The sequence below is a fragment of the Pseudoduganella violaceinigra DSM 15887 genome (assembly GCF_000425385.1).
Classification (GTDB): Bacteria; Pseudomonadota; Gammaproteobacteria; order Burkholderiales; family Burkholderiaceae_D; genus Rugamonas; species Rugamonas violaceinigra.
In genome coordinates this window covers 155098-175902 of record NZ_KE384359.1, presented here as the reverse complement: position 1 = coordinate 175902, position 20805 = coordinate 155098, and the positions used below count along the sequence as shown (strand labels likewise).

Annotated in this window: 22 protein-coding genes and 2 tRNA genes; 12 read left to right on the top strand and 12 right to left on the bottom strand. The window is 64.9% G+C overall.

The window, feature by feature from the left end; genetic code table 11:
* The first annotated feature begins 4 nt into the window (after positions 1-4).
* The 3 genes from H597_RS0125735 (at position 5) to H597_RS0125725 (ending at position 1974) form a co-directional block, all read left to right on the top strand.
* Positions 5-592 (top strand): response regulator transcription factor, encoded by a 588-nt coding sequence (locus H597_RS0125735; RefSeq protein WP_028104642.1) that lies wholly within the window; start codon positions 5-7, stop codon positions 590-592.
* 85 nt (positions 593-677) lie between these two features.
* Entirely contained in the window at positions 678-1133 is a 456-nt protein-coding gene (locus H597_RS0125730; RefSeq protein WP_028104641.1) for a MarR family winged helix-turn-helix transcriptional regulator, read from the top strand.
* 4 nt (positions 1134-1137) lie between these two features.
* On the top strand, positions 1138-1974 hold the full coding sequence (locus H597_RS0125725; protein ID WP_035375270.1) for a CPBP family intramembrane glutamic endopeptidase: 837 nt from the start codon (positions 1138-1140) through the stop codon (positions 1972-1974).
* Here H597_RS0125725 and H597_RS0125720 read toward each other — a convergent pair.
* Positions 1961-3385, bottom strand: coding sequence for a sensor domain-containing diguanylate cyclase (locus H597_RS0125720; protein WP_035375269.1), 1425 nt, complete (start codon positions 3383-3385; stop codon positions 1961-1963). The genes H597_RS0125725 and H597_RS0125720 overlap by 14 nt on opposite strands.
* A gap of 41 nt (positions 3386-3426) precedes the next feature.
* On the bottom strand, positions 3427-4512 hold the full coding sequence (gene queG, locus H597_RS0125715) for a tRNA epoxyqueuosine(34) reductase QueG (protein WP_028104638.1): 1086 nt from the start codon (positions 4510-4512) through the stop codon (positions 3427-3429).
* A 41-nt stretch (positions 4513-4553) separates the two neighbouring features.
* On the opposite strand from queG, the gene tsaE reads away from it, so the two are divergent.
* The 3 genes from tsaE to H597_RS0125700 are packed head-to-tail and all read left to right on the top strand — an operon-like array spanning position 4554 to position 7201.
* Complete coding sequence (gene tsaE / locus H597_RS0125710; protein WP_028104637.1) at positions 4554-5039, top strand: tRNA (adenosine(37)-N6)-threonylcarbamoyltransferase complex ATPase subunit type 1 TsaE; 486 nt, start codon at positions 4554-4556, stop codon at positions 5037-5039.
* Positions 5003-6451: an N-acetylmuramoyl-L-alanine amidase gene (locus tag H597_RS0125705; protein ID WP_028104636.1), complete on the top strand. Its 1449-nt coding sequence runs from the start codon at positions 5003-5005 to the stop codon at positions 6449-6451. Before tsaE ends, H597_RS0125705 begins: the two co-directional genes overlap by 37 nt.
* 9 nt (positions 6452-6460) lie before the next feature.
* Complete coding sequence (locus H597_RS0125700) at positions 6461-7201, top strand: D-hexose-6-phosphate mutarotase (RefSeq protein WP_028104635.1); 741 nt, start codon at positions 6461-6463, stop codon at positions 7199-7201.
* On the opposite strand, the gene H597_RS0125695 is transcribed toward H597_RS0125700, so the two are convergent.
* Complete coding sequence (locus H597_RS0125695) at positions 7185-8276, bottom strand: carbonic anhydrase (RefSeq protein ID WP_028104634.1); 1092 nt, start codon at positions 8274-8276, stop codon at positions 7185-7187. The genes H597_RS0125700 and H597_RS0125695 overlap by 17 nt on opposite strands.
* Before the next feature lie 66 nt (positions 8277-8342).
* Entirely contained in the window at positions 8343-8987 is a 645-nt protein-coding gene (locus H597_RS0125690) for a VTT domain-containing protein (protein WP_028104633.1), read from the bottom strand.
* A gap of 215 nt (positions 8988-9202) precedes the next feature.
* On the opposite strand from H597_RS0125690, the gene H597_RS0125685 reads away from it, so the two are divergent.
* The 6 genes from H597_RS0125685 (at position 9203) to H597_RS0125660 (ending at position 14395) form a co-directional block, all read left to right on the top strand.
* Positions 9203-10120: a peptidylprolyl isomerase gene (locus H597_RS0125685; RefSeq protein ID WP_028104632.1), complete on the top strand. Its 918-nt coding sequence runs from the start codon at positions 9203-9205 to the stop codon at positions 10118-10120.
* Between the two features lie 81 nt (positions 10121-10201).
* Positions 10202-12124, top strand: a complete 1923-nt coding sequence (gene mutL / locus H597_RS0125680; RefSeq protein ID WP_028104631.1) for a DNA mismatch repair endonuclease MutL — start codon at positions 10202-10204, stop codon at positions 12122-12124.
* A 9-nt stretch (positions 12125-12133) separates the two neighbouring features.
* The gene (gene miaA, locus H597_RS0125675) at positions 12134-13105 is read left to right on the top strand and encodes a tRNA (adenosine(37)-N6)-dimethylallyltransferase MiaA (RefSeq protein ID WP_028104630.1); all 972 of its coding nucleotides are present in this window, start codon (positions 12134-12136) and stop codon (positions 13103-13105) included.
* 36 nt (positions 13106-13141) lie between these two features.
* Positions 13142-13218: transfer RNA gene (locus H597_RS0125670), tRNA-Met, on the top strand.
* Between the two features lie 75 nt (positions 13219-13293).
* Positions 13294-14265, top strand: coding sequence for a hypothetical protein (locus H597_RS0125665; RefSeq protein ID WP_028104629.1), 972 nt, complete (start codon positions 13294-13296; stop codon positions 14263-14265).
* A gap of 53 nt (positions 14266-14318) precedes the next feature.
* Positions 14319-14395, top strand: a tRNA-Met gene (locus tag H597_RS0125660).
* Positions 14396-14429: 34 nt separating this feature from the next.
* On the opposite strand, the gene H597_RS0125655 is transcribed toward H597_RS0125660, so the two are convergent.
* The 8 genes from H597_RS0125655 to H597_RS0125620 form a co-directional block, all read right to left on the bottom strand.
* Positions 14430-15350, bottom strand: coding sequence for an acyl-CoA desaturase (locus H597_RS0125655; RefSeq protein WP_083941285.1), 921 nt, complete (start codon positions 15348-15350; stop codon positions 14430-14432).
* Positions 15351-15450: 100 nt separating this feature from the next.
* The gene (locus tag H597_RS32510) at positions 15451-16194 is read right to left on the bottom strand and encodes a DUF799 domain-containing protein (protein WP_051294111.1); all 744 of its coding nucleotides are present in this window, start codon (positions 16192-16194) and stop codon (positions 15451-15453) included.
* Positions 16191-16565 (bottom strand): DUF4810 domain-containing protein, encoded by a 375-nt coding sequence (locus H597_RS32505; protein ID WP_035375267.1) that lies wholly within the window; start codon positions 16563-16565, stop codon positions 16191-16193. The genes H597_RS32510 and H597_RS32505 overlap by 4 nt, the downstream gene beginning before the upstream one ends.
* A complete protein-coding gene (locus H597_RS0125640; RefSeq protein WP_028104627.1) occupies positions 16562-16876 on the bottom strand; it encodes a hypothetical protein in 315 nt (104 codons plus the stop codon). The genes H597_RS32505 and H597_RS0125640 overlap by 4 nt, the downstream gene beginning before the upstream one ends.
* Complete coding sequence (locus H597_RS0125635; protein WP_028104626.1) at positions 16873-17835, bottom strand: CsgG/HfaB family protein; 963 nt, start codon at positions 17833-17835, stop codon at positions 16873-16875. The genes H597_RS0125640 and H597_RS0125635 overlap by 4 nt, the downstream gene beginning before the upstream one ends.
* 127 nt (positions 17836-17962) lie before the next feature.
* A complete protein-coding gene (locus H597_RS0125630; protein ID WP_028104625.1) occupies positions 17963-18286 on the bottom strand; it encodes a thioredoxin family protein in 324 nt (107 codons plus the stop codon).
* Between the two features lie 31 nt (positions 18287-18317).
* A complete protein-coding gene (locus tag H597_RS0125625; RefSeq protein WP_028104624.1) occupies positions 18318-19895 on the bottom strand; it encodes an aldehyde dehydrogenase (NADP(+)) in 1578 nt (525 codons plus the stop codon).
* A gap of 42 nt (positions 19896-19937) precedes the next feature.
* On the bottom strand, positions 19938-20756 hold the full coding sequence (locus tag H597_RS0125620) for a ChaN family lipoprotein (RefSeq protein WP_028104623.1): 819 nt from the start codon (positions 20754-20756) through the stop codon (positions 19938-19940).
* Between the last annotated feature and the right edge of the window lie 49 nt (positions 20757-20805).

Sequence of the window (20805 nt, the reverse complement as noted above, 5' to 3'; positions counted from 1 at the left end):
AGAAATGCTACATATCGTCGACGATGAAGCCGTGGTGCGCGATGCCCTGTCCTGGCTCGCCGCCTCGCGCGGCATCGCCGCTACCGCCTACGCCAGCGCGGCGGCCTTCCTCGCCTTCACCCAAGGCGAGGCCTTCGACCCGGACGGCGATTGCGTGCTGCTCGACGTGCGCATGCCCGACATTAACGGCGTGGCGGTGTTCGACCAGCTGGCCGCGCGCGGGCTGACCGCGCGCCTGCCCGTCATCTTCCTGACCGGCCACGGCGACGTGCCGATGGCGGTCGACACGCTCAAGCGCGGCGCCTTCGACTTCTTCGAGAAGCCCTTCAACGACAACCAGCTGATGGACCGCGTGCAGGAAGGCCTGGCCGCCTCGCGCCAGGCCAGCGGCAAGGCCGCCGTGCAGGCGCGCCTGGCCACCCTGTCGACCCGCGAACGGGAAGTGCTGGACCTGATCCTGGCCGGCAAGATGAACAAGGTGGTGGCGGACGAACTGGGCATCTCCATGCGCACCGTCGAAGTGCACCGCGCCCATATCTTCGACAAGATGCAGGTCAAGACCGCGGTCGAACTGGCCGGCCTGCTGAAGTGATCTAGACGGGGGGAGCTGGCCGGCCCCCCGTCCATTGCCGCAAAAATAATACATAAGCGCTTATGTGTTATGTTAGCATGGGGCCATGAAACAAGGACTCGGAACCCAATTGCGCCATTTGATCGAACTGCTGGACGGGGCCGTGCAGGCCGCGTACGCCGAAGCCGGCCTCGATTACCGCCCCCGCTATACCCCCGTCATGCGCGCCCTGGCCGGGGGCCAGTCGTGCAGCGTGAGCCAGATCGCCGAAAGCGCCGGCATCACCCAGCCCGCGGCCACCCAGACCATCGCCCTGATGCTGAAGGAAGGCTGGCTGGTGGCCCAGGCCAGCCCCACCGATGCGCGGCAAAAGCTGCTGCGCCTGAGCGCACAGGGCGAGCGCCTGCTGCCGCAGCTGCAGGCGTGCTGGCGCGCCACCGCCGCCGCCGCCGCCTCGCTCGACGCCGATCTGCCCCAGCCGCTGTCCGACACGCTGGCCAGCGCCATTGCGGCGCTGGAGCAGCGTCCCTTCAGTGAACGTATTCGCAACGCAAAGGAGTAGAACGATGCAACAAGCCATCCATGCCCCGCTGTCCCTGCCCTTCCGCGCGCGCCTGGCGCGCAACCCCGTGGTCCGTATCCTGGCCGGCATCGCCTGCATTGCTATTCCCTTCCTCGCGACCATGATGCTGGTCCAGAACCTGGTGCCGAAAGAATTCCGCCTCGTCTGGCACCATCTGCTGGCGGCGATCCTGTGCCTGGCCGGCTACCGCTTTTACGTGCGCCGTTTCGAACAGCGCGCCGCCGGCGAAGCGGCGCTCGGGGGCGTCCTGTCCCCATTGCTGCAGGGCCTGGGCATCGGCGCCGCGATCAGCGTCGTGGTGGTCGGCCTGCTGGCGGCGGCGGGCGCGCTGTCGATCGCTGCCGGCGCGCACTGGAGCGCTGCCCTCAAGCCGCTGTCCGAACAGGCCATGGTGGCGGTGATGGAGGAACTGCTGTTCCGCGCGCTGCTGTTCCGCATCGTCGAGGCGCGCTGGGGCACCCGCGCCTCCCTGCTGGTCAACGTGCTGCTGTTTGCCCTGGCCCATTTGCCGAACCAGCACGTTACCGCGCTGGCGGTACTGAATACGGGCGTGGCCGGGCTGGCGCTGTGCGCCGCCTGGATGCTCACGCGCAGCCTGTGGCTGCCGGTCGGCGTGCACTTCGCATGGAATTACCTGTTCGACGGGGTGCTGGGCGTTCCCGTCTCCGGGCACGCGGCGCGCGGCTGGCTGCATGTGCAGCTGTCCGGACCCGAATGGCTGAGCGGCGGAGCCTACGGCGTGGAAGGCTCGCTGGCGACGCTGGTCGTGTGGGGCATCGCCGCGGCGCTGATGCTGCGCCTGCGCCCTAAACGCCCATGACCACCTGGTTGCGGCCGCCCTGCTTGGCGCGGTACAGCGCCTGGTCGGCGCGCCGTACCCACGATTCATAGCTCGCCTCGTATTTGTCGCTGATGGCGATGCCAAGACTGATATGGCAGCGGAAAACATGCCCCTCATGGCAGATATCGGTCGCCGCCACGCGCTCGCGCAGGCGCTCGGCGAATACGTAGGCGCCCTCGCGCGCGGTCTCCGGCAGCACGATCAGGAATTCCTCGCCGCCATAGCGCGCCGACAAGTCCACTTCACGCATCACGGAACGGATGCAACTGGCCAGCATGCGCAAGGCCGCGTCGCCGCCGGGATGGCCGTATCGGTCGTTGACCTGTTTGAAATGGTCGATATCGAGCAGCACCAGGGCCGACGTATGGCCGGTACGGCGCGCGCGGTGCCATTCCGCGTCCAGGTGGCGGTCGGCGGCGCGGCGGTTCAGCAAGCCGGTCAGGGCGTCGGTCGTGGCCAGGCGCTCCAGGTCGATATTCATGCGCTGCATCTCGTTCAGCAGGCCGTCGGTCGACTCCTGCCAGTGCGAAAACAGCTGGTAGCCGAAGAAGGCGCTGAAGAGGATGATCGTTGCGAACACCCAATAGAAGATCCACACCGTCTGGCGGAACACGTCGGGCGCGGCGCTGGCGTCGGCTTCCGCCAGCCGGATCGTGACAAAGCCGTACAGCAGCACACCCGCCGCCACGGTCGCCAGCATGCGCAGCACCGAACGGCGCGAGCCGCCGCGCCGCTTGCGCATCAGCGTCTGGTGCTGCAGCTGCCACAGGTGAACGCGCGGCCAGAGCAGTGCCAGCGCCGGGCCGCCCATCAGCGCGCTTTGCAGGAAGGAACCCAGCCACCAGCCCTGCCAGTCCGGCAGCTGCGCGCCCGGCGCCACGTGGTTGGTATAGCTCCAGATCAAGGCGCCGGCCGAGCTGAAGATGCTGGCCACGAAACATAGCTGGACGAAGTACAGCAGCGCAGAGAGCTGGCGCAGGTCGCGCCGCATGACCATGCCACGGTAGCCGATCGCCATGATGCCCAAGCCCAGCGGATCGGCGCAGGCGAACAGCAGGGCCCATGGCAGGGGCATGCCGGCGTACAGCGCCAGCACCAGGGTCGAACAATAGGCCGGGATGGCGCCCCACCACCAGCCCAGGGTCAGCGTCAGCAACAGGCAGATGGGCAGCGGCGGATACAGGGTGATATAGGCGGTGACGCCGCCCATGTCGACGGGCATCCCGGACCAGCTCCATTCGACGGTCGCCACGCCCAGGCCCACGCAAAGCAGGAGCAACAGCAGCCAGCCGCCGAAGATGGCGCGCCGTTGCGCAGTGCTGCCATGCCGCCAGACGCGAATCGGCGACAGCTCGCAATAACTCTGTACGGCTTCCGCAAAGGGGGACAATTTATCGCTCGCGAAAATTGACCAGGGCCGTCAATTATGCCCTAGTGCTGGCCGATGGCCCATTCCACGTGCTCGCGCACCAGCTCCGACGGATGGTCGCGGCGCGCCTGCAACGCCGCCAGGATGGCGGGGTCGCCCTTGGCCCCCATGCGCGCCGCATTGCCCAGGCCCACCGCCAGGTTGCGCAGCCAGCGCTCATGGCCGATGCGGCGGATCGGGCTGCCCTCCATGCGGCGGTTGAATTCCTCTTCGCTCCAGGCGAACAGCTCGAGCATGCCCGCGCTGCCCAGCGCGTGGCGCTCGTCGAAATCGGGCAGCGTGGCGCGCTGGGCGAATTTGTTCCAGGGGCAGGCGGTCTGGCAGTCGTCGCAGCCGTAGACGCGGTTGCCCAGCAGCGGGCGCAGGTCTTCCGGGATGGCGCTTTTCAGCTCGATGGTCAGGTAGGAGATGCAGCGCCGCGCATCCAGCCGGCCCGGGCCGAGGATGGCCTGGGTCGGGCAGACGTCGATGCAGGCCGTGCATTGGCCGCAATGGGCGCCGGTCGGCGGATCGACCGGCAGCGGCAGGTCGACCAGGATTTCGCCCATGAAGAACAGGGAACCGGCGCTGCGGTTGATCAGCAAGGTGTGCTTGCCGCGCCAGCCCAGGCCCGATTTTTCCGCCAGCGGCAGCTCCATCACGGGCGCGGAATCGGTGAACACGCGGTAGCCGAACTGGCCGACGGCGGCGCTGACCTTGTCGGCCAGCTGCTGCAGGCGCGCGCGCAGCACCTTGTGGTAGTCGCGGCCGCGGGCATACACCGAAATCACGGCCTGGGTGGGATCGGCCAGGCGCGCCGTTTCGCGTGCGCGCCAGTGCTCGTCGGCCGCGCCGGGCAGGTAGTTCATGCGCGCCGTGATCACCCGCACCGTGCCCGGCACCAGCTCCGCCGGGCGCGCCCGTTTCATGCCGTGGCTTGCCATATAGTCCATATCGCCGTGCATGCCGGCGTCCAGCCAGGCTTGCAGGCCCGCTTCGGCGGCGGACAGGTCGATGTCGGCGATGCGCACCTCCGCGAAGCCGAGTTCCAGCCCCCATGCCTTGATACGGCTGGCTAATTCGTCTAAATTGGCTGGGGACAGGGACACGGCCTTACAATGCGGGGAAATTCAAACCATCATTTTATTCGATGCAGCACTTTAAATCCCATCTCCACGACGAAGCCGGCACGGCGGCCCTGGGCGCAGCGCTGTCGCGCGCCCTGCTGCCCGGCATGGCGATCTATCTGCACGGCGACCTGGGCGCCGGCAAGACTGCGCTCACGCGCGCGCTGCTGCATGCGGCCGGCCATGTGGGGCCGGTGAAAAGCCCGACCTACACCTTGTCCGAGCCGTACCGCGTGCAGGTCGACGGCAAGCCGGCCAACGTGGTGCATTTCGACCTGTACCGCATGGGCAGTCCGGAGGAATTCCTGGACGCCGGCTTCCGCGAGGAATTCAACCGCGAGAACGTCTGCATCGTCGAATGGCCGGAGAAGGCCGAAGGCGTGCTGCCGCCGCCCGACCTGCATGTTTTCCTCTCTGTGGCCGGCGCTGGCCGTGATGTAGAATTGCAGCCGTCCTCCGCTCTTGGTTCGTCATGCCTTCAACGCCTCCAGTTCGCTCCAAACCTTTAAGCCGCCGCACCGTGCTCAAGGCCGGCGGCACCCTGCTGCTGTCCGTGCTCGCTCCGATGACCGCGCAAGCGGCGCAGATCCTGGCCGTGCGCGTCTGGCCGGCCGATGACTACACCCGCGTCACCCTGGAAAACGACAGCGAGCTCAAGGTCAAGCACTTCCTGGTGCCCGATCCGGACCGGCTGGTGGTCGACATTGAAGGCCTGGCGTTGAATGCCACGCTGAAAAGCCTGGTCGCCAAGATCGAGTCGAACGACCCGTACATCAAGGAAGTGCGGGTCGGCCAGAACCGCCCGAACGTGGTGCGCCTGGTGTTCGACCTGAAAGAAAAAGTCAAACCCCAGGTATTCACGCTCGATCCGGTCGGCGCCTACAAGCACCGCCTGATCTTCGACCTGTATCCGGTCAAGGCCGCCGACCCGATCGCCGCCCTGATCGAAAAAGGCGACTGGACGCCGGACGACAAGCCTGCCGGCCAGCCGGCCGCGCCAGCCCAAGGCGCGTCCAGCCAGGCCGCCGCATCCGCATCCGCGTCCGCGCCGACGTCCCCCGCTTCCGGCCAGGCTGCCCAGGTCCAGCCTGAAGGCGACGCGGCCACGCCGGCCCTGGCCGGCAAGCCCGGCACCGGCACCGGTGCTGGCGAGCAGGAGACCGCGCCGGCGCACCATAAGCCGGGACAGAAGGCGGGGCAGGAAAAGATGGTGCGCATGATCACCATCGCCCTCGACCCCGGCCACGGCGGCGAGGATCCCGGCGCCATGGGTGCGCGCGGCAGCCGCGAAAAAGACATTGTGCTGGCCATCGCCAAGCGCCTGAAGGACAAGATCGAGGACCACCCGAATATGCGCGTCATGCTCACGCGCGACGGCGACTACTTCGTCCCGCTCGGCAAGCGCGTGGAAAAGGCGCGCAAGGTCGACGCCGACCTGTTCGTCTCGATCCACGCCGACGCCTTCGTGAAAACCAGCGCGCGCGGCTCGTCCGTGTTCGTGCTGTCGGAAAAAGGCGCCTCGTCGAGCGCGGCGCGCTGGCTGGCCGACAAGGAAAACCAGGCCGACCTGATCGGCGGCGCCAACGCCAACGGCCGCGACCCGCAGTTGGCCAGCGTGCTGTTCGACCTGTCCACCACCGCCCAGATCAATGACAGCATGAAAGTCGGCAAGGCCGTGCTGGGCGAAATCGGCGGCATCAACCAGCTGCACAAAGGCGCGGTGGAGCAGGCCGGCTTCGCCGTGCTGAAGGCGCCCGACATTCCCTCGATCCTGATCGAGACCGCCTTCATCTCCAACCCGGAAGAGGAAGCGCGCCTGCTGGACGACGCCTACCAGGACAAAATCGCGGACGCCATCGTCAAGGGCATCCGCCGCTACTTCGCCAAGAACCCGCCGCTCTCCAAGAACCGGCTCACATAAGGACCAGGCATGAACGAAGTTCGCATCGCCACCGCCGAAGGCGCCGAAGCCACCATTTCCCTGTTCGGTGCACATCTGATGTCGTGGAAGACTGCGGACGGCAAGGAGCGATTGTTCCTGAGCCAGCGTTCAGCCCTGGACGGCAGCGCCGCCATCCGCGGCGGCATACCGGTCATCTTCCCCCAGTTCGCCACCCGCGGCGACGGCCCGCGGCACGGCTTCGCCCGCACCGCCACCTGGCGCATCGCCGGTCAGGCCGGGGATTGGGCCGAATTCGCGCTGGCCCAGACCGACCTGCAGCGCAACCGCGTTCCCTCCTGGCCGCACCCCTTCGAGCTGCGCCTGCGCTTCGCGCTGCGCGGCAACGCCCTGGACATGCGCTACACGGTGCGCAACCCGGGGCAGCAGGATTTCAGCTGGGCCGGCGCCCTGCACACCTACTTCGCGCTCGCGGCATTCGACCAGGCCACGCTGGACGGCATGCCCTTCGGCGGCGCCCTGGACGATATCCGCCCGGCCACGGCGCCGCTGCGCCTCGATACCGGCGCCGGCATGCTGCAGCTGGAACAGCAGGGCTTTACCGAATGGGTGGTCTGGAATCCTGGCGCGCAAGGCGCTGCCGCCAGCGCCGACATGGCGGACGGCGACTACCGCCGCTTCGTCTGCATCGAGCCGGCCCGGGTCGACCAGCAGGTGCTGCCGGCGGGCGCCGAATGGACCGGCCGTCACACCATCAGTTGGATTCCTTGATCATGCGGCCGGAACTGGCCTGGATCGGGCGGGCGTTGAACGGATAGAGGCGGCTGAACAAGGCCAGTTGCGCGGGCGATGCCTGGACCGGCTCCTTCATCACCAGCCACAGCACGCCCTCGGTGCAGGGCGGCGTGGTCAGCGACCCCATGAACGTATAGTAGTCGCGGCGCTGCGGCAGCAGATCGTTCGGATCGAGCACGATGGTCGGCGTGGCCGTATCGCCCTTCTCCAGCGGCAGGTTGTTCCACACGGTCTGGATGGTCGGCTGCGGCTTGCCGCGCTCCAGCAGCAGCGCCAGCACCGCCAGCTTGCCCTCCGGATCCTTGTGCACCAGGTGCACCACCATTTCGAAACCCTTGCCGTTGACGCGCTCCTCGGCCGGGCGGTGGAAGTGGAATTGCTGCAGCTCGTACGTGCGGCCCGCCACGCTCAGGTAGTTGCCCGGGCCGACCATCACCTGCACGGTATGGCCATTGTCGGTCACGTTGAAGCCGGACGGGCGGTAATCGAAGGCGATCTGCTCCAGGTCGACCTTCATGCCGTCGCGGATATCGATGGGCGACTGGCGCGTGCCGCTCGCGCATTTGGCCCAGTCGGAATTGATCCTGGACCAATTGGCCGGGCCGGACTCGCCCTCGTAGCTCCAATGGGTGCCATACGCGCGCGGCGGCGGCGCCTTGGCGGCGACTTCCTCGGCGACGACCTTGGCCGCCTTCTGCTTGCGGTTTTTCTCGGCGGCGGCGAGGCGTGCCGCCTGGTTGGCGCGCATTTCCGCCAGGCGCTGGGCGATTTTGTCGGACAGCTCGGCTTCCGCGCGCGCCTCGTCCTCGCGCTGGGCAGCGGCACTGGCGGCCGCATTCTTGCGCTGCGGCGGCACATATTTCGGCTTATCCGCCGGCTTGGCTTCCGCCGGCTTGCCATCCTTTTCCAGATTCGCCTTCTCGGCCGCCGCAGCGGCAGCCAGGTTCGGACGAATATTGGGTACGCCCTTCACAGGCGGGACGACGGGATCGGCGGCGCCTACTGTCCCGATGACTAGACAACAGGCCGACAAGGCGATCAAGTTACGCATGTTAAATCCGGAGGAGAGACTGTTTCTCCGGTTAACGGTTGCGCTGGGGGAAAACTTGAGAGCGGCTTAACGTTTCAGCATGCTGCGGCCCAGCTTCCAGGCGCCGCCCAAGGCCATCGGCACCACGGCCACGCCCACGCCGAACAGCACGATGGCGCTCAGGTGATCGCGCACAAACGGGGTGTTGCCGAAGATATAGCCCGATACGCACAGCGATACCACCCAGGCCACGGCCCCGACGATATTGAACATCTGGAAACGCGCATGGGTCATGTCCGAGACCCCGGCCACGAACGGTGCGAAGGTACGCACCACCGGCACGAAGCGGGCCAGGATGATGGTCTTGCCGCCATGCTTTTCGAAGAATTCGTGGGTGCGCTTCAGGGCATCCTTGTTGATCCAGCGGTAGTCATGCGTGAATACCCGCTGGCCAATGGCCTCGCCAATCCAATAGTTGGTCGTATTGCCCAAAATAGCGGCAGTCGACAACAGGAACATCAGCAAGCCAAGGTGCATCTGGCCGGTGGCGCAAAAGGCGCCGGCGATGAACAGCAGCGTATCGCCGGGGAAGAAGAACAGTACCACCAGGCCGGTCTCGCAGAAGACGATGGCAAACAACAGTGCATAGACATACACGCCGTATTGGGCGATGAGGGTGCCCATCGCACGGTCTACGTGAACCAGCATGTCCAGCAATTGAACGAAATCCATTTATATAATCCCAAAAGGTTGCGGCGGGAATAATACCAAACAGTCCATCTTACAGGCTAAAATTCCCCCGCAACTTACAAGCCGCTTAGAGGCTGTTTCAAAATGGGCGTGGCTAGGCGCAGCGACGAAGGCAGTGCGCCTGCACGGCAAGGAGCTGCAACAACGCCATGGCCATTTTGAAACGGCCTCTTAGAACCCCCACCAAGGAGACGTTAGTGAAGTCCTACTTGCCCGCTGCGCTGTGCGTATCTGCCGCGTTGACCCTGCCCCTGGCCGCAAGCGCCGCCCCCGTCAAGGAATTGGCGCCCAAGCCCACCGTCGGCGACATCGTCAAGGCATCCAAGCCCGCCGAGTGGCGCCAGCTGGACCCGGCCAACACCCTGTATATGGACCTGCCGACAGGGCGCGTGATCATCGAACTGGCGCCGGCCTTCGCGCCGAACCACGCCGCCAATATCCGCACCATGGCCAGGGAAGGCTACTGGGACGGCCTGTGGATCTACCGTTCGCAGGACAACTGGGTGGTGCAGTGGGGCGACCCGCGCGAAGACAAGCCGAAGGAGCTGGGCACCGCCAAGGCCAAGCTGGAACAGGAATTCACGGTGCCGATGAAGAACGACACCCAGTTCACCCGCCTGCCGGACAAGGATGGCTATGCGGCGCAAGTCGGCCACTCGAACGGCTTCCCGGCCGCGCGCGACCCGAAAACCGGCCAGACCTGGCTGGCGCATTGCTACGGCATGGTCGGCGTGGCACGCGGCAACGAGTCCGACAGCGGCAACGGCGGCACCTTGTACGCCGTGATCGGCAACTCGCCGCGCCACCTGGACCGCAATATCACCGTGGTCGGGCGCATCGTCAGCGGCATGCCGCTGCTGTCCGTGTTGCCGCGTGGCCCGGCGCCGATGGGCATGTATGAGAAGGAAGAACAGTATGTGCCGATCAAATCGGTCAAGCTGATGGCCGACGTGCCGGAAGCCGAGCGCACAAAATTTGAAATCATGCGCACCGAATCGGCCAGCTTCCAGGCCGTGGCCGAAGCACAGCGCAACCGCGGCGGACCGTGGACCAAGTATGCGGCCGGCCATGTCGACTTGTGCAACGTTCCGATTCCGGTACGCGAGGTGAAGTAAGGCTGGCACTACCGCCAACACCGGCAAACCGGTGTCTGCCCCACTGGGTCAGACACCGCCCTACCGGTTTATAATCCAGCAATGAACGCACCCACTCCATCCAGCCCGATCCGGGCCCTTCCAGACCAACTGATTTCCCAGATCGCCGCCGGCGAGGTGGTGGAACGCCCTTCCGCCGTCGTCAAGGAGCTGCTGGAAAACGCCCTGGACGCCGGCTCGACCCAGATCACCGTGCGGCTGGAAGAAGGCGGCGTCAAACGAATTTGCATTACTGACAACGGCCGCGGCATCCCGCCCGACCAGATGCCGCTGGCGCTGGCCCGCCACGCGACCTCGAAAATCGCGTCGCTGGACGACCTGGAAAACGTCGGCACTCTCGGCTTTCGCGGCGAGGCGCTCGCTTCGATCGCTTCCGTGGCGGCCGTCACCCTGACTTCGCGCACCGCCGACGGCGCCCACGCCTGGGAGCTGGAAGGCTCGCATCAAGGCACGGTGGTGCCCTCCTCCGGCGCCCCTGGCACCACGATCGATGTGCGCGACCTGTATTTCAATACCCCCGCGCGCCGCAAATTCCTGAAATCCGAGCAGACGGAATACGGCCACTGCGCGGAAGTGGTGCGCCGCATCGCCCTGGCGCGCCCCGATGTTGCGTTCACCTTAAGCCACAACGGCAAGACCGTCGACCACTGGATGGTCACCGACATGGCCAAGCGCAGCGCCCAGATCCTGGGCAGCAATTTCGAGGAAGCCCGCCTGGCGCTGGACGAGGGCTCCGGCGTGCTGCGCATCCACGGCTTTGCCGGCCTGCCGACCGCCTCGAAAGGGCGCGCCGACAGCCAGTATTTCTACGTCAACGGCCGCTTCGTGCGCGACAAGCTGCTGGTGCACGCTGTGCGCGCCGCGTATGAAGACGTGCTGCATGGCGACCGCTACCCATCCTACGTGCTGGCGCTCGACCTCGACCCGGCGCTGGTCGACGTCAACGTGCACCCGTCCAAGATCGAAGTGCGCTTCCGCGACAGCCGCGCGGTACACCAGTTCGTCTTCCACGCCGTGCAGCGCGCCTTGGCCGCGACCTCGGCCACCTCGCATGGCAGCGTGCCCTCCCCGCTGCCGGCGGCCGACAATCTGCAGGCATCCGGACCGACGTGGCGGCCGCAGCAGCAAACCAGCTTCGGCTCCATCCTGAATCCGGAATACCGGCCGACCTTCTCGCCGTCGCCATTTGGCAGCCCGAATACGGGCGGCGTGGCCCAGAGCACGGAGCGCTACGGCGCCTTCTTCGCCGCCGATGCGCGCGACGGTGCCGCGCCGGCGCAGGGCGGCAACAGCTTCCGCGCTGCGTCCGACTACACGCTGCCGCAAGCCGCGCCCATCGCCGCCAGTTCAGCGCAGATGGCCGGCGAGGAATTCCCGCTCGGCTTCGCGCTGGCCCAGCTGCATGGCATCTATATCCTGGCCCAGAACAGCAAAGGCCTGGTGCTGGTCGATATGCACGCCGCGCATGAACGCATCCTGTACGAACAGCTGAAAAACGCCCTGGACGCGCAGATCGACGGCACCGAGATGTCGGTGCAGAACCTGCTGATCCCCGTCACCTTCTATGCCGACGCGATTGACGTCGGCACCGTGCAGGAACATGGCGAGACGCTGAAGACCCTGGGCTTCGACATCGCCGTGATGTCGCCGACCACGCTGGCCGTGCGCGCCGTCCCTGCCTTGCTGAAGAACGCCGACGCCCAGACCCTGGCGCGCGACGTGATCCGCGACGTACGCGAATACGGCGGCTCGCGCGTGCTGATCGAACGGCGCAACGAGCTGCTCGGCACCCTGGCCTGCCATACCGCCGTGCGCGCCAACCGCATCCTGGCGGTACCGGAAATGAACGCGCTGCTGCGCCACATGGAGGCAACCGAGCGCGCCGACCAGTGCAACCACGGCCGCCCGACCTGGGTGCAGATCGACATCAACGCGCTGGACAAACTCTTCCTGCGCGGGCAGTAACCAATGACTATGCAGTCCAACAAGCGTCCGCTGGCGGTCGCCATCATGGGGCCGACCGCGTCGGGCAAGACCGCCGCCGCCCTGGCCATCGCGCAGCAGGTGCCGTGCGAGATCATCTCCGTTGATTCCGCGCTGGTGTACCGCGGCATGGATATCGGCACCGCCAAGCCCACGAAAGAGGAACTGGCCGCCGTACCGCACCACCTGATCGACATCATCGATCCGCTCGATTCCTACTCGGTCGCCCAGTTCCGTACCGATACCCTGCGCCTGGTCGGCGAAATCAGTGCACGCGGCAATGTCCCGCTGCTGGTGGGCGGCACCATGCTGTATTACAAAGGCCTGGCCGACGGCCTGGATGAGCTGCCCGGCGCTGACGCCGCACTGCGCGCCCAGCTCGACGAGGAAGCGGCCCGCATCGGCTGGCCTGCCATGCATGCCCGCCTGGCGCAAGTCGATCCGGCCACGGCAGCGCGCCTGAAACCCGCCGATTCCCAGCGCATCCAGCGTGCGCTGGAAATCCACGCCTTGTCCGGCAAGCCGATGTCGGAACTGCTGGACCAGCGCGAAAAAGAAGAACTGCCGTTCGAGCTGGCCTCGTTCGCGCTCGAACCGTCCGACCGCGCCTGGCTGCACCAACGCATCGCGCGCCGTTTCGACATCATGCTCGCTTCCGGCTTCCTGGACGAGGTGAAAACCCTGCGCGCGCGCGGCGACCTGCATCTGGGCCTGCCGTCGATCCGCTGCGTAGGGTATCGCCAGGCCTGGGAATACCTGGACGGCACGATCGACCATGCCGCGATGCGCGAGACCGGCATCATTGCGACACGCCAGCTATGTAAGCGCCAGCTCACCTGGCTGCGCTCCATGCCCGGGCGCACCGTGGTTGATTGCTGCGCACCGGATGCCGCGCAACAGTTGCAGGCGCAAGTCCTTGCAAAAATAAGCAGCGAAAATCACGGCGCCAGAATAAATCCTTGACAGCGCGGCGTCGAGCGCCGATAATACTGGCCTTGCGGTGATATAGCTCAGTTGGTTAGAGCATAGCATTCATAATGCTAGGGTCGGTGGTTCAAGTCCACCTATCACCACCAAAGGATTCATCGAAAAACCCGCAGTGCACTTCGTGGCACTGCGGGTTTTTCGTTTCCAAACTGCCCAGGAGAGCCATGCGCCATTTCACCGCAACCTTCGTACTGAGCCTGATCCTCGCCGCCCCCGCCCATTCCGAGCCGGTGCAATTCGACTTTCGCAGCAGCTTCCTGCTCAACCTGCACTCCTTCCTGTACAACGCGGCGCAAAGTCCGGACAGCCTGCGGCAGGTTACCTGGGAAACCCCGCCCAGCACGGAGGAAATGCAGCAGCTGCAAGCGGCGGTGGACTATTACCGCGCCAATTACGCCAAGCGCCATCCGGTTTTCGACGAAGAACTGGGATACATCACCGACACCCTGGCCAGCGACGACCAGCGCCGCGATGCCGAAGGCCTGGCACTGCCGCAATCGCTGGCACAGGCACTGCATGACGCCGCGCCCGCCTATGCGCGCACGGCCTGGCCGGCGCATGACCGGATGAACCGCGACTGGATCGCCAAGGTACGCGAACTGAACCTGAGTTACGGCGCCGAAATCCAGGAACGTGCCAGCACGTGGCTCGGCCACGCCTACCCCGCCGGCATCCGCGTCGACGTGGTGCCGCTGACAGGCACGCGGCAAGGCGCGTATACGCTGGATGAACCGCCGCATTCCATCATCCCAAGCGCAATCCCCTCCTATCAGGGCCTGGCCGCACTGGAGATGCTGTACCACGAGGCCGCCCACGCCGGCGCCATCCAGCCGCTGGAGCAAGCGCTGGACAAGGCGGCGCAGGCACAAGGCCGCGATGCCGGCGACCTTTGGCATGTGCTGCAGTTCTCGGCCGTCGGGGCGGCCACGCAGCAGACGCTGGCCGCGCACGGCATCGCCTACACGCCTTACGCCGATAGCAAAGGCCTGTATGCGGCAGCCTGGCCTCAATATTTGGCGCCAATGAAAGCCGCGTGGCTGCCTTATCTGGCCGGAAAAATGCAGCGTGACAAAGCCATTGCGCAGTTGGTCAAGCGGCTACCGCCACGCGCGCCAGCGCCGCCAGCCCATGATTGACAGATCGGCAACGGTTGACAGCACTGGCGACGTGCCGCATAATGCATGGCTCTGGTGATATAGCTCAGTTGGTTAGAGCATAGCATTCATAATGCTAGGGTCGGTGGTTCAAGTCCACCTATCACCACCAAAGATTCATCGAAAAAGCCTGGTCCGGAAACGGTTCAGGCTTTTTTGTTTTCCGGCTTGCCGGGTAGTTGCAGGTCCCAGGCCAAGCCGACGCGCTCCAGCGCACGCAATGCCCACCAGCCCGGGTCCCACTCCCCCGGAGCCAGCCCAAGCCGCGCCGAGCGGGGAAATGCGTGATGGTTGTTATGCCACCCCTCGCCCATCGTCAGCAGCGAAGTCCAGCGGATATTGCGCCCCTGGACTGCAGCACCCTCCACTTCATATGCCAGGTCGCCGTGGTTATGGGCGAAATAGCCGATCAGCCAATGTCCGCTTACACCGGCCACCACCCGGGCGCAGACGCCCCAGCAGACAAAGGCCCAGCCGCCCCACACATAGCAAACCAAGGCCAGTGGAAGTTGCTGGAGCATCCATGTCCGCTCCAGAAACCGGTAGCACCGGTCGCCGGCAATACGCTGCTCGATGCGGATCGCAGGCGCATGAACCAGCACCAGGTCGCAATGCAGCTGCCACCAGGCATCGCGCCAGAACCCCGCCCCATGCCGCAGGAAAGGATGGCAGTCGCCTTGCCGCTGTGCGTAATCCCGCAGTTCGTGCTGGCGCAACAACCCTATCGGCCCGGCCAGGCCAACTTGCACGCCCAACCAGACCAACAGATACTCCAGCCATTTCGGGCAAGCAAAGCTGTCATGAATCAGCTTGCGATGGCTTCCGAGTGAATGCCCAAAAAGTAAAACCATCGCGCTGACGCTTGCAAACAGCGCCATCGCAGACAACTGCGGAAACGCGAGCATGCCGTACACGGCACCGCCAAGCATCGCCATCAGCCAGAAGGACTTCGCTGGCGCGTAGCGCACCTGGCCGGCGCAGAATGCTGCCGGGTCTTCGCTCGCCACACGGTGGCTGCGTACGAGATTAGGAATCTTTCTTGCGGCGAGCTTTATTTTTTCAGGCATCACGATTCATTTATTAACAAATTAGTTAATAGATTAATCGATCGCCAAAAAAAATGTCAAGCAAGCGGCGAAAAAAAGCCCGCCAAATGGCGGGCCTGGTTTATTCCGATTGTTGGCGTTGGGCTTCCTTCTTGGCTTCCCTCTTCGCTTCTTTCTTGGCCCGCTTGCGCTCGCGGCGCGTATCTTGCGGCTGCGCCTGCGGCTCCGCACGATACTGCGCGTCATACGGACCGGCCGGCAAGCCCAGGCTGGCCGAGGCAATTGCCGTGGAATTCACCTGGCGTGCCAGGGGAATATAGTTCGGCTTGGCCTTCTCGATCGCCGACGCGATGGCCATGGCGATCAAGCCATTCTGGTTTGCCGCAGGATCGTATGCCAATTGCTCCTTACGGGTCCACAACTCCTGGCCCTCGGCGCTCTTCAGCACATAGCTCAGCTCAACCGTCGTCACGGTGGAGACCACCGCATATTTCGAATCCCAGCGCTCGATCGTGACATACAGCACCGCATCCGTGCCGAACATTTCGGCGAGTTTGCTGGTATCGCTGCTGTGTACCAGGTTCGCATCCGCCAGCCCATCGTCTTCCAGCACATGCTTGACCAGGTTGACCGGGAAGACGTAATAGCCGCGCTCGGCCAACGGAACCGTAATCGTCGACAGGAAATAGTCCGGCGCATCCACGTCCACCGAACGGCTCACGACCGGCACCACCAGCACCGACTTCGGATCGGCTTTGCGGAATTCGGTGTAGTCTTTCTGTTCGTGATGACGGACCTTGCTTGCGCAACCGGCCAGCACCGCCAGCATGGCGCCCAGCGCGAACAGTTTCAGATATTGCTTCATTGCTGCACTCCTTGCGCGCTTGCCGGCTTCGATTGCGCCAGCTTGATCATGCGGTCCATCAATACCGTGGACTCAGGCCATTTGTTCTTTTCCTTGATGAAGTAGACCTGCGCTTCATCCAGCCTGTTTTGCTGCAACATCAGGTAGCCGTATTCGGCATACAGGCCCGGTGGCACGGCGCGATTGTTCTTCTCGGCGTTGTTGATGGTGCTGCTCAATGCCGCAGTGATCGCAGGCATATCCGCAGGCTTCTTGTAATGCTCGTACAGCGATTGCTCATACGTGCCCCAGTCATATTTGGTCGTGGGGGCTGTCGAACAGCCAGCCAGCGCCGCCAGGACGGCAACGGCAATCAGAACGCGGTATTTCATTTCTTCTCCTCGGCGCGAACGACAACGGTGCTGGTTTCGCCGTCGCGCGCAAAGATTTTTTGGGACAACAGCACGGCGCCAGCCTGGCGCACTTCAACGACGTGGGTGCCGTCTTCGACGTACACTTTTCTGCTCACGCCGTTGTACGCCGATGCATCCCCCATTGGCAGGCCGTCCACGAACAACTGTGCGCCTTCCGGGGCGCCTTGCACCGCCAGGGTTGGGCGCACGGCGCCGGTTTTCACTGCGGTTTTAGGCAGTGCGCAGCCGGCCAATGCGATGGCCAGGATCAAGGTCAGGGACTTCTTCATTTTTGCTCCGAGATGTAATAGCCTGCGGTGCTGCCGGCCGGCGCGCTGCCGCCGATGACTTCCGCCACGGAGCCTTCATTGGTTTCGTTGTCGCCGAACTGGGCGACGACGCGGGCGCTGCCGACCTGTTTGCCCGGCAGGGTGATTTCAAAGCCGGTCTGGCCGCTCTTGACCTTCTCCCCCTCGCGCATGATGGCCAGCGTGTCGCCTACCTTCAAGCCCTGGCGTGCACCGCCGGAGATGAATACCTGCTTGGCGTCAGCCTTCAGGATGTCGGTACGCCATGCGCGCTCTTCCAGCTTGTTGATCAACGCCGTCTGCAGATCGGAGATGGCAGCCGCGATGGCCCGGTCGTTCAGGGTCGCATCGTAGTCGGCCTTGCTGCCGTAGCCGGCGATTTCACCGGACTCGGTCGACGCCTCGCCGGCGCCGGTGGCGGAGAAGAACACATAGCCGGTACGGGCATCGACCAGGCGCACTTCCACCTTGGCGCGTGCGGTCTGGATCTTGGTCGAGCTCAGGAAGCCGGACTTGCCGGTCGTGCTGCGGCCAAATTCGGTCACCGAACCGAGGATCAGGCTGTCGACGCCGATCAGGTCGGCCGGGCTGGCGCCATTGCGGCGCTGCTCTTCGCTCAGCTTGGCCAGGTCCTGGCGCTCGAACACGAGGAATTTGTTGGAACCGACCAGTTTGGTGGCCAGCATATCCGACGCCTGCTTACCCAGCGGGTCGTTGTTGGCATCGGTCTGGAAGGTACGGCCGTAGCGGCTTTCGTTGGTAAAACGGCCGATGGCGAGCTTGCGCTTCAGGGTTTTCGCCTGCGGCAGGGCGGCAGCCTTCTGCGCTTCTTGCTGCTGGGCGCGCGAAACAGGCGCATCAACCGCTGCCGGCGGCGTGGTGGTGGTCGCGCAGGCCGAAAGCAGCAGTGCGCCAAGACCGATCAGTAGTTTGCTGTTCAAGACAGTCTCCGACTTTTGGAAAAGGTCGAAATTCTACTGACTAACTGCTTAAATGTATAGCACTAAAGAAATAAATGTTGATTTGTGACAATAAGCGAGAATTCGGTAACTTGAATTGTGATAGCGTCTATGTCGTTGATATTTTAACAAACCCATCCCGCAATGCGTCTGCCTCGTCGGGGCGGACCACACGCGCGACTTCCTTGCCGTCCTTGAGGAAGATGACGGTCGGCCACAATTTGACGCGGAAGGCGCGGCCCAGCAGCCTGCCTGGACCGTCTTCCACCTTGAAATGAGGGATAGGGGCGTACTCGCGGTACGCCTGCGCGATGTGCGGCTGGGCGGCGCGGCAATAGCCGCACCAGTTGGTACCGAATTCCAGCACTGCAGGTCCGGTGAGCGCTTCGATGTCAGCCCGGGTGGGCTGCTCTGCCTTGTACACAGTTTCCATCATGCGCCCACCTTAGCATGACCAGACAGGCTTAGGCAGCGGGCTGGATCTTGCCGTCCACCACGCGCGGCACGTTTTGCGGGTTGGCGTTGGCCAGGGTCGACGGCAGCGCCCACTCCGGCGCGTCCTGGTAGCACACCGGACGCAGGAAGCGGTCGATGGCGGTCGCGCCGACGGAGGTCGACCGCGGGTCGGACGTCGACGGGAAGGGGCCGCCGTGCACCATGGCGTGCGCCACTTCGACGCCGGTCGGGAAGCCGTTGAACAGGATGCGGCCGGCCTTGCGCTCCAGGGTCGGCAGCAGCCCGGCCGCGATCTCGCGGTCATCGGCGGTGGCGTGCACGGTGGAGGTCAGCTGGCCTTCCACATGCTCGGCGATACGGCGCATATCGGCCGCATCGCGGCAGCGCACCAGCACCGAGCTGGGGCCGAAGTTCTCGTCTTCCAGCGCCGGCGTGGACAGGAAAGTGTCGACGTCGGTGCTGTACAGGTGCGGCTGCGCCGCGCAGGCGGTGCTGCCCGCGCCGCCTTGCGCCAGCAGCTCCACCTTGTCCAGCGCGGACAGCTTGTGCACGCCGGCTTCGTACGATTTGTGGATACCCGGGGTCAGCATGGTGGTCGACGGCTTGGCCTGCACCGCTGCAGCCGCGGCGGCGGCAAACTCGTTCAGCTCCGGGCCTTCCAGGCCGATCAGCAGGCCCGGGTTGGTGCAGAATTGGCCCGAGCCCATGGTCAGCGAGTCGGCAAAGCCTTGCGCGATACGCGCAGCGCCGGACTTCAGCGCGCCAGGCAGCAGGAAGACCGGGTTGATCGACGCCATTTCGGCGTACACGGGGATCGGCTCCTTGCGCGCCTGGGCAATGCGCACCAGGGCCAGGCCGCCGCCGCGCGAACCGGTGAAGCCGACCGCCTTGATGGCGGGATGCGCCACCAGGTCGCCGCCGATCTGCACATCGCCGATCACCATCGAGAACACGCCCTCATGCAGGCCGCAATCGGCCACGGCTTTCCGGATCGCCTTGCCCACCAGCTCGGAGGTGCCAAGGTGCGCCGGGTGCGCCTTCACCACGACCGGGCAGCCGGCCGCCAGCGCGGATGCGGTATCGCCGCCGGCAACGGAGAAGGCCAGCGGGAAGTTGGAGGCGCCGAACACGGCGACCGGACCGACACCGATCTTGCACATGCGCAGGTCGCTGCGCGGCGGCACGCGCTCAGGCAGCGCGGAGTCGAGCGTCGCGCCCAGGAACAAGCCGTCGCGCACCACCTTGGCGAACAGGCGCAGCTGGTTGACGGTGCGGCCGCGCTCCCCTTCCAGGCGGGCTTGCGGCAGGCCGGATTCCTGCATGGCGCGCTCGATCAGCAGCGGGCCGATATCGAGGATATTCTGCGCCACCTGTTCCAGGAACTGCGCGCGCTTTTCCAGCGCGGTTTCACGGAAGGAGTCGAATGCTTGCGCCGCCAGTTCGCAGGCGCGCCGCAGGTCGGCCGCAGTGGCCATGCCGAAAGCCGGCTCGATCTCGATATTGCGGGCCGGGTCGGTTGCCTTCATCTGGCCTGCGCTGCCCTTGACGGCAGCTTGTCCGATCAACATTTCACCTGCGATCTGCATGCTTTGCTCCTTGATTATTTTGGGGTCGGCAGGGCCGAAAGTTTACTTGAATTTGGCGCAGGGGTCTGTGCGCTTTTGCGCGGGAACCTTGCGGATTTCGTCATAGCTACCCTGTATGCCGTCCGGCTCCACGAAGCCGATGGCGCGCACGGTGAGTTTGGGCTCGATGGCGTTCAGCCAGCGCGGCACGCCGATATCCTTGCGCACATGGCCGTTGCCCGCGATGAGAACCACGTCGCGCGGCTGCTGTTGGCGAATCAGCTTGGCCATCCAGATATCGCGCGCCACCTGGGCATTGACCATGCCGGGCAGCATCAGGTCCGACACCATATTGCAATGCCCCTCCTGGATCGCCTTTTCCTGGCCGCGCCGCAGGTCGGACGGCAGCGCGTCTTTCAGCTTGTAGGCGCTGATGGTGGCCGCGTCGAAACTGGAGGCCACGCCGTCGCGCACCACCTTGGAGGCGTCGTTGCGCGACAGGTTGGCGGCAATCAGCGGCAGCTTGTTGTTCAACGCCAGCTGGATCACCGGGTAATACTGCTGCCAGTCCCAGCCCTTCTTGCCCATGACCGTGATCAAGCAAGAAGCATCCAGGCAGCCTTTCTGCGCCTCGTCCAGCATCGCCTGCGTTTCGCGGTCGAACTGCTCCATCGCGATGGCGGGGCGCCAGCCCGCTTCCACGCGCTGGCGCAAGTCTTCAAAGCGCAGCTTGTGGCCTTCCTTATTGTCATGCACCTCGCCCAGCAGCAGCACTTGCGGGTTGGATGCGGCGGAAGGGGCCGTGTAGGCGACGGTTTCCTTGCTGCTACAACCGGCCAGCGCCAGGCCGGCCAGCAGCAATGCGAACGTGTATGGCTTCATCGATGCCTTGTCAAACTATCGTCGAAAGCGTCTAGTCTAACAGGGCGTG

Bases quoted from the DNA above. Each gene is read 5' to 3' on its own strand.
- H597_RS0125725 (WP_035375270.1), top strand. From the start codon at position 1,138: ATGCAACAAGCCATCCATGCCCCGCTGTCCCTGCCCTTCCGCGCGCGC.
- H597_RS0125700 (WP_028104635.1), top strand. From the start codon at position 6,461: ATGAACGAAGTTCGCATCGCCACCGCCGAAGGCGCCGAAGCCACCATT.
- mutL (WP_028104631.1), top strand. From the start codon at position 10,202: ATGAACGCACCCACTCCATCCAGCCCGATCCGGGCCCTTCCAGACCAA.
- H597_RS0125630 (WP_028104625.1), bottom strand. From the start codon at position 18,286: ATGGAAACTGTGTACAAGGCAGAGCAGCCCACCCGGGCTGACATCGAA.
- H597_RS0125730 (WP_028104641.1), top strand. From the start codon at position 678: ATGAAACAAGGACTCGGAACCCAATTGCGCCATTTGATCGAACTGCTG.
- H597_RS0125690 (WP_028104633.1), bottom strand. From the start codon at position 8,987: ATGGATTTCGTTCAATTGCTGGACATGCTGGTTCACGTAGACCGTGCG.
- H597_RS0125665 (WP_028104629.1), top strand. From the start codon at position 13,294: ATGCGCCATTTCACCGCAACCTTCGTACTGAGCCTGATCCTCGCCGCC.
- H597_RS0125735 (WP_028104642.1), top strand. From the start codon at position 5: ATGCTACATATCGTCGACGATGAAGCCGTGGTGCGCGATGCCCTGTCC.
- H597_RS0125695 (WP_028104634.1), bottom strand. From the start codon at position 8,276: ATGCGTAACTTGATCGCCTTGTCGGCCTGTTGTCTAGTCATCGGGACA.
- H597_RS0125625 (WP_028104624.1), bottom strand. From the start codon at position 19,895: ATGCAGATCGCAGGTGAAATGTTGATCGGACAAGCTGCCGTCAAGGGC.
- H597_RS32510 (WP_051294111.1), bottom strand. From the start codon at position 16,194: ATGAAGCAATATCTGAAACTGTTCGCGCTGGGCGCCATGCTGGCGGTG.
- H597_RS0125705 (WP_028104636.1), top strand. From the start codon at position 5,003: ATGCCTTCAACGCCTCCAGTTCGCTCCAAACCTTTAAGCCGCCGCACC.
- H597_RS0125640 (WP_028104627.1), bottom strand. From the start codon at position 16,876: ATGAAGAAGTCCCTGACCTTGATCCTGGCCATCGCATTGGCCGGCTGC.
- H597_RS0125655 (WP_083941285.1), bottom strand. From the start codon at position 15,350: ATGCCTGAAAAAATAAAGCTCGCCGCAAGAAAGATTCCTAATCTCGTA.
- H597_RS32505 (WP_035375267.1), bottom strand. From the start codon at position 16,565: ATGAAATACCGCGTTCTGATTGCCGTTGCCGTCCTGGCGGCGCTGGCT.
- miaA (WP_028104630.1), top strand. From the start codon at position 12,134: ATGCAGTCCAACAAGCGTCCGCTGGCGGTCGCCATCATGGGGCCGACC.
- tsaE (WP_028104637.1), top strand. From the start codon at position 4,554: ATGCAGCACTTTAAATCCCATCTCCACGACGAAGCCGGCACGGCGGCC.
- H597_RS0125620 (WP_028104623.1), bottom strand. From the start codon at position 20,756: ATGAAGCCATACACGTTCGCATTGCTGCTGGCCGGCCTGGCGCTGGCC.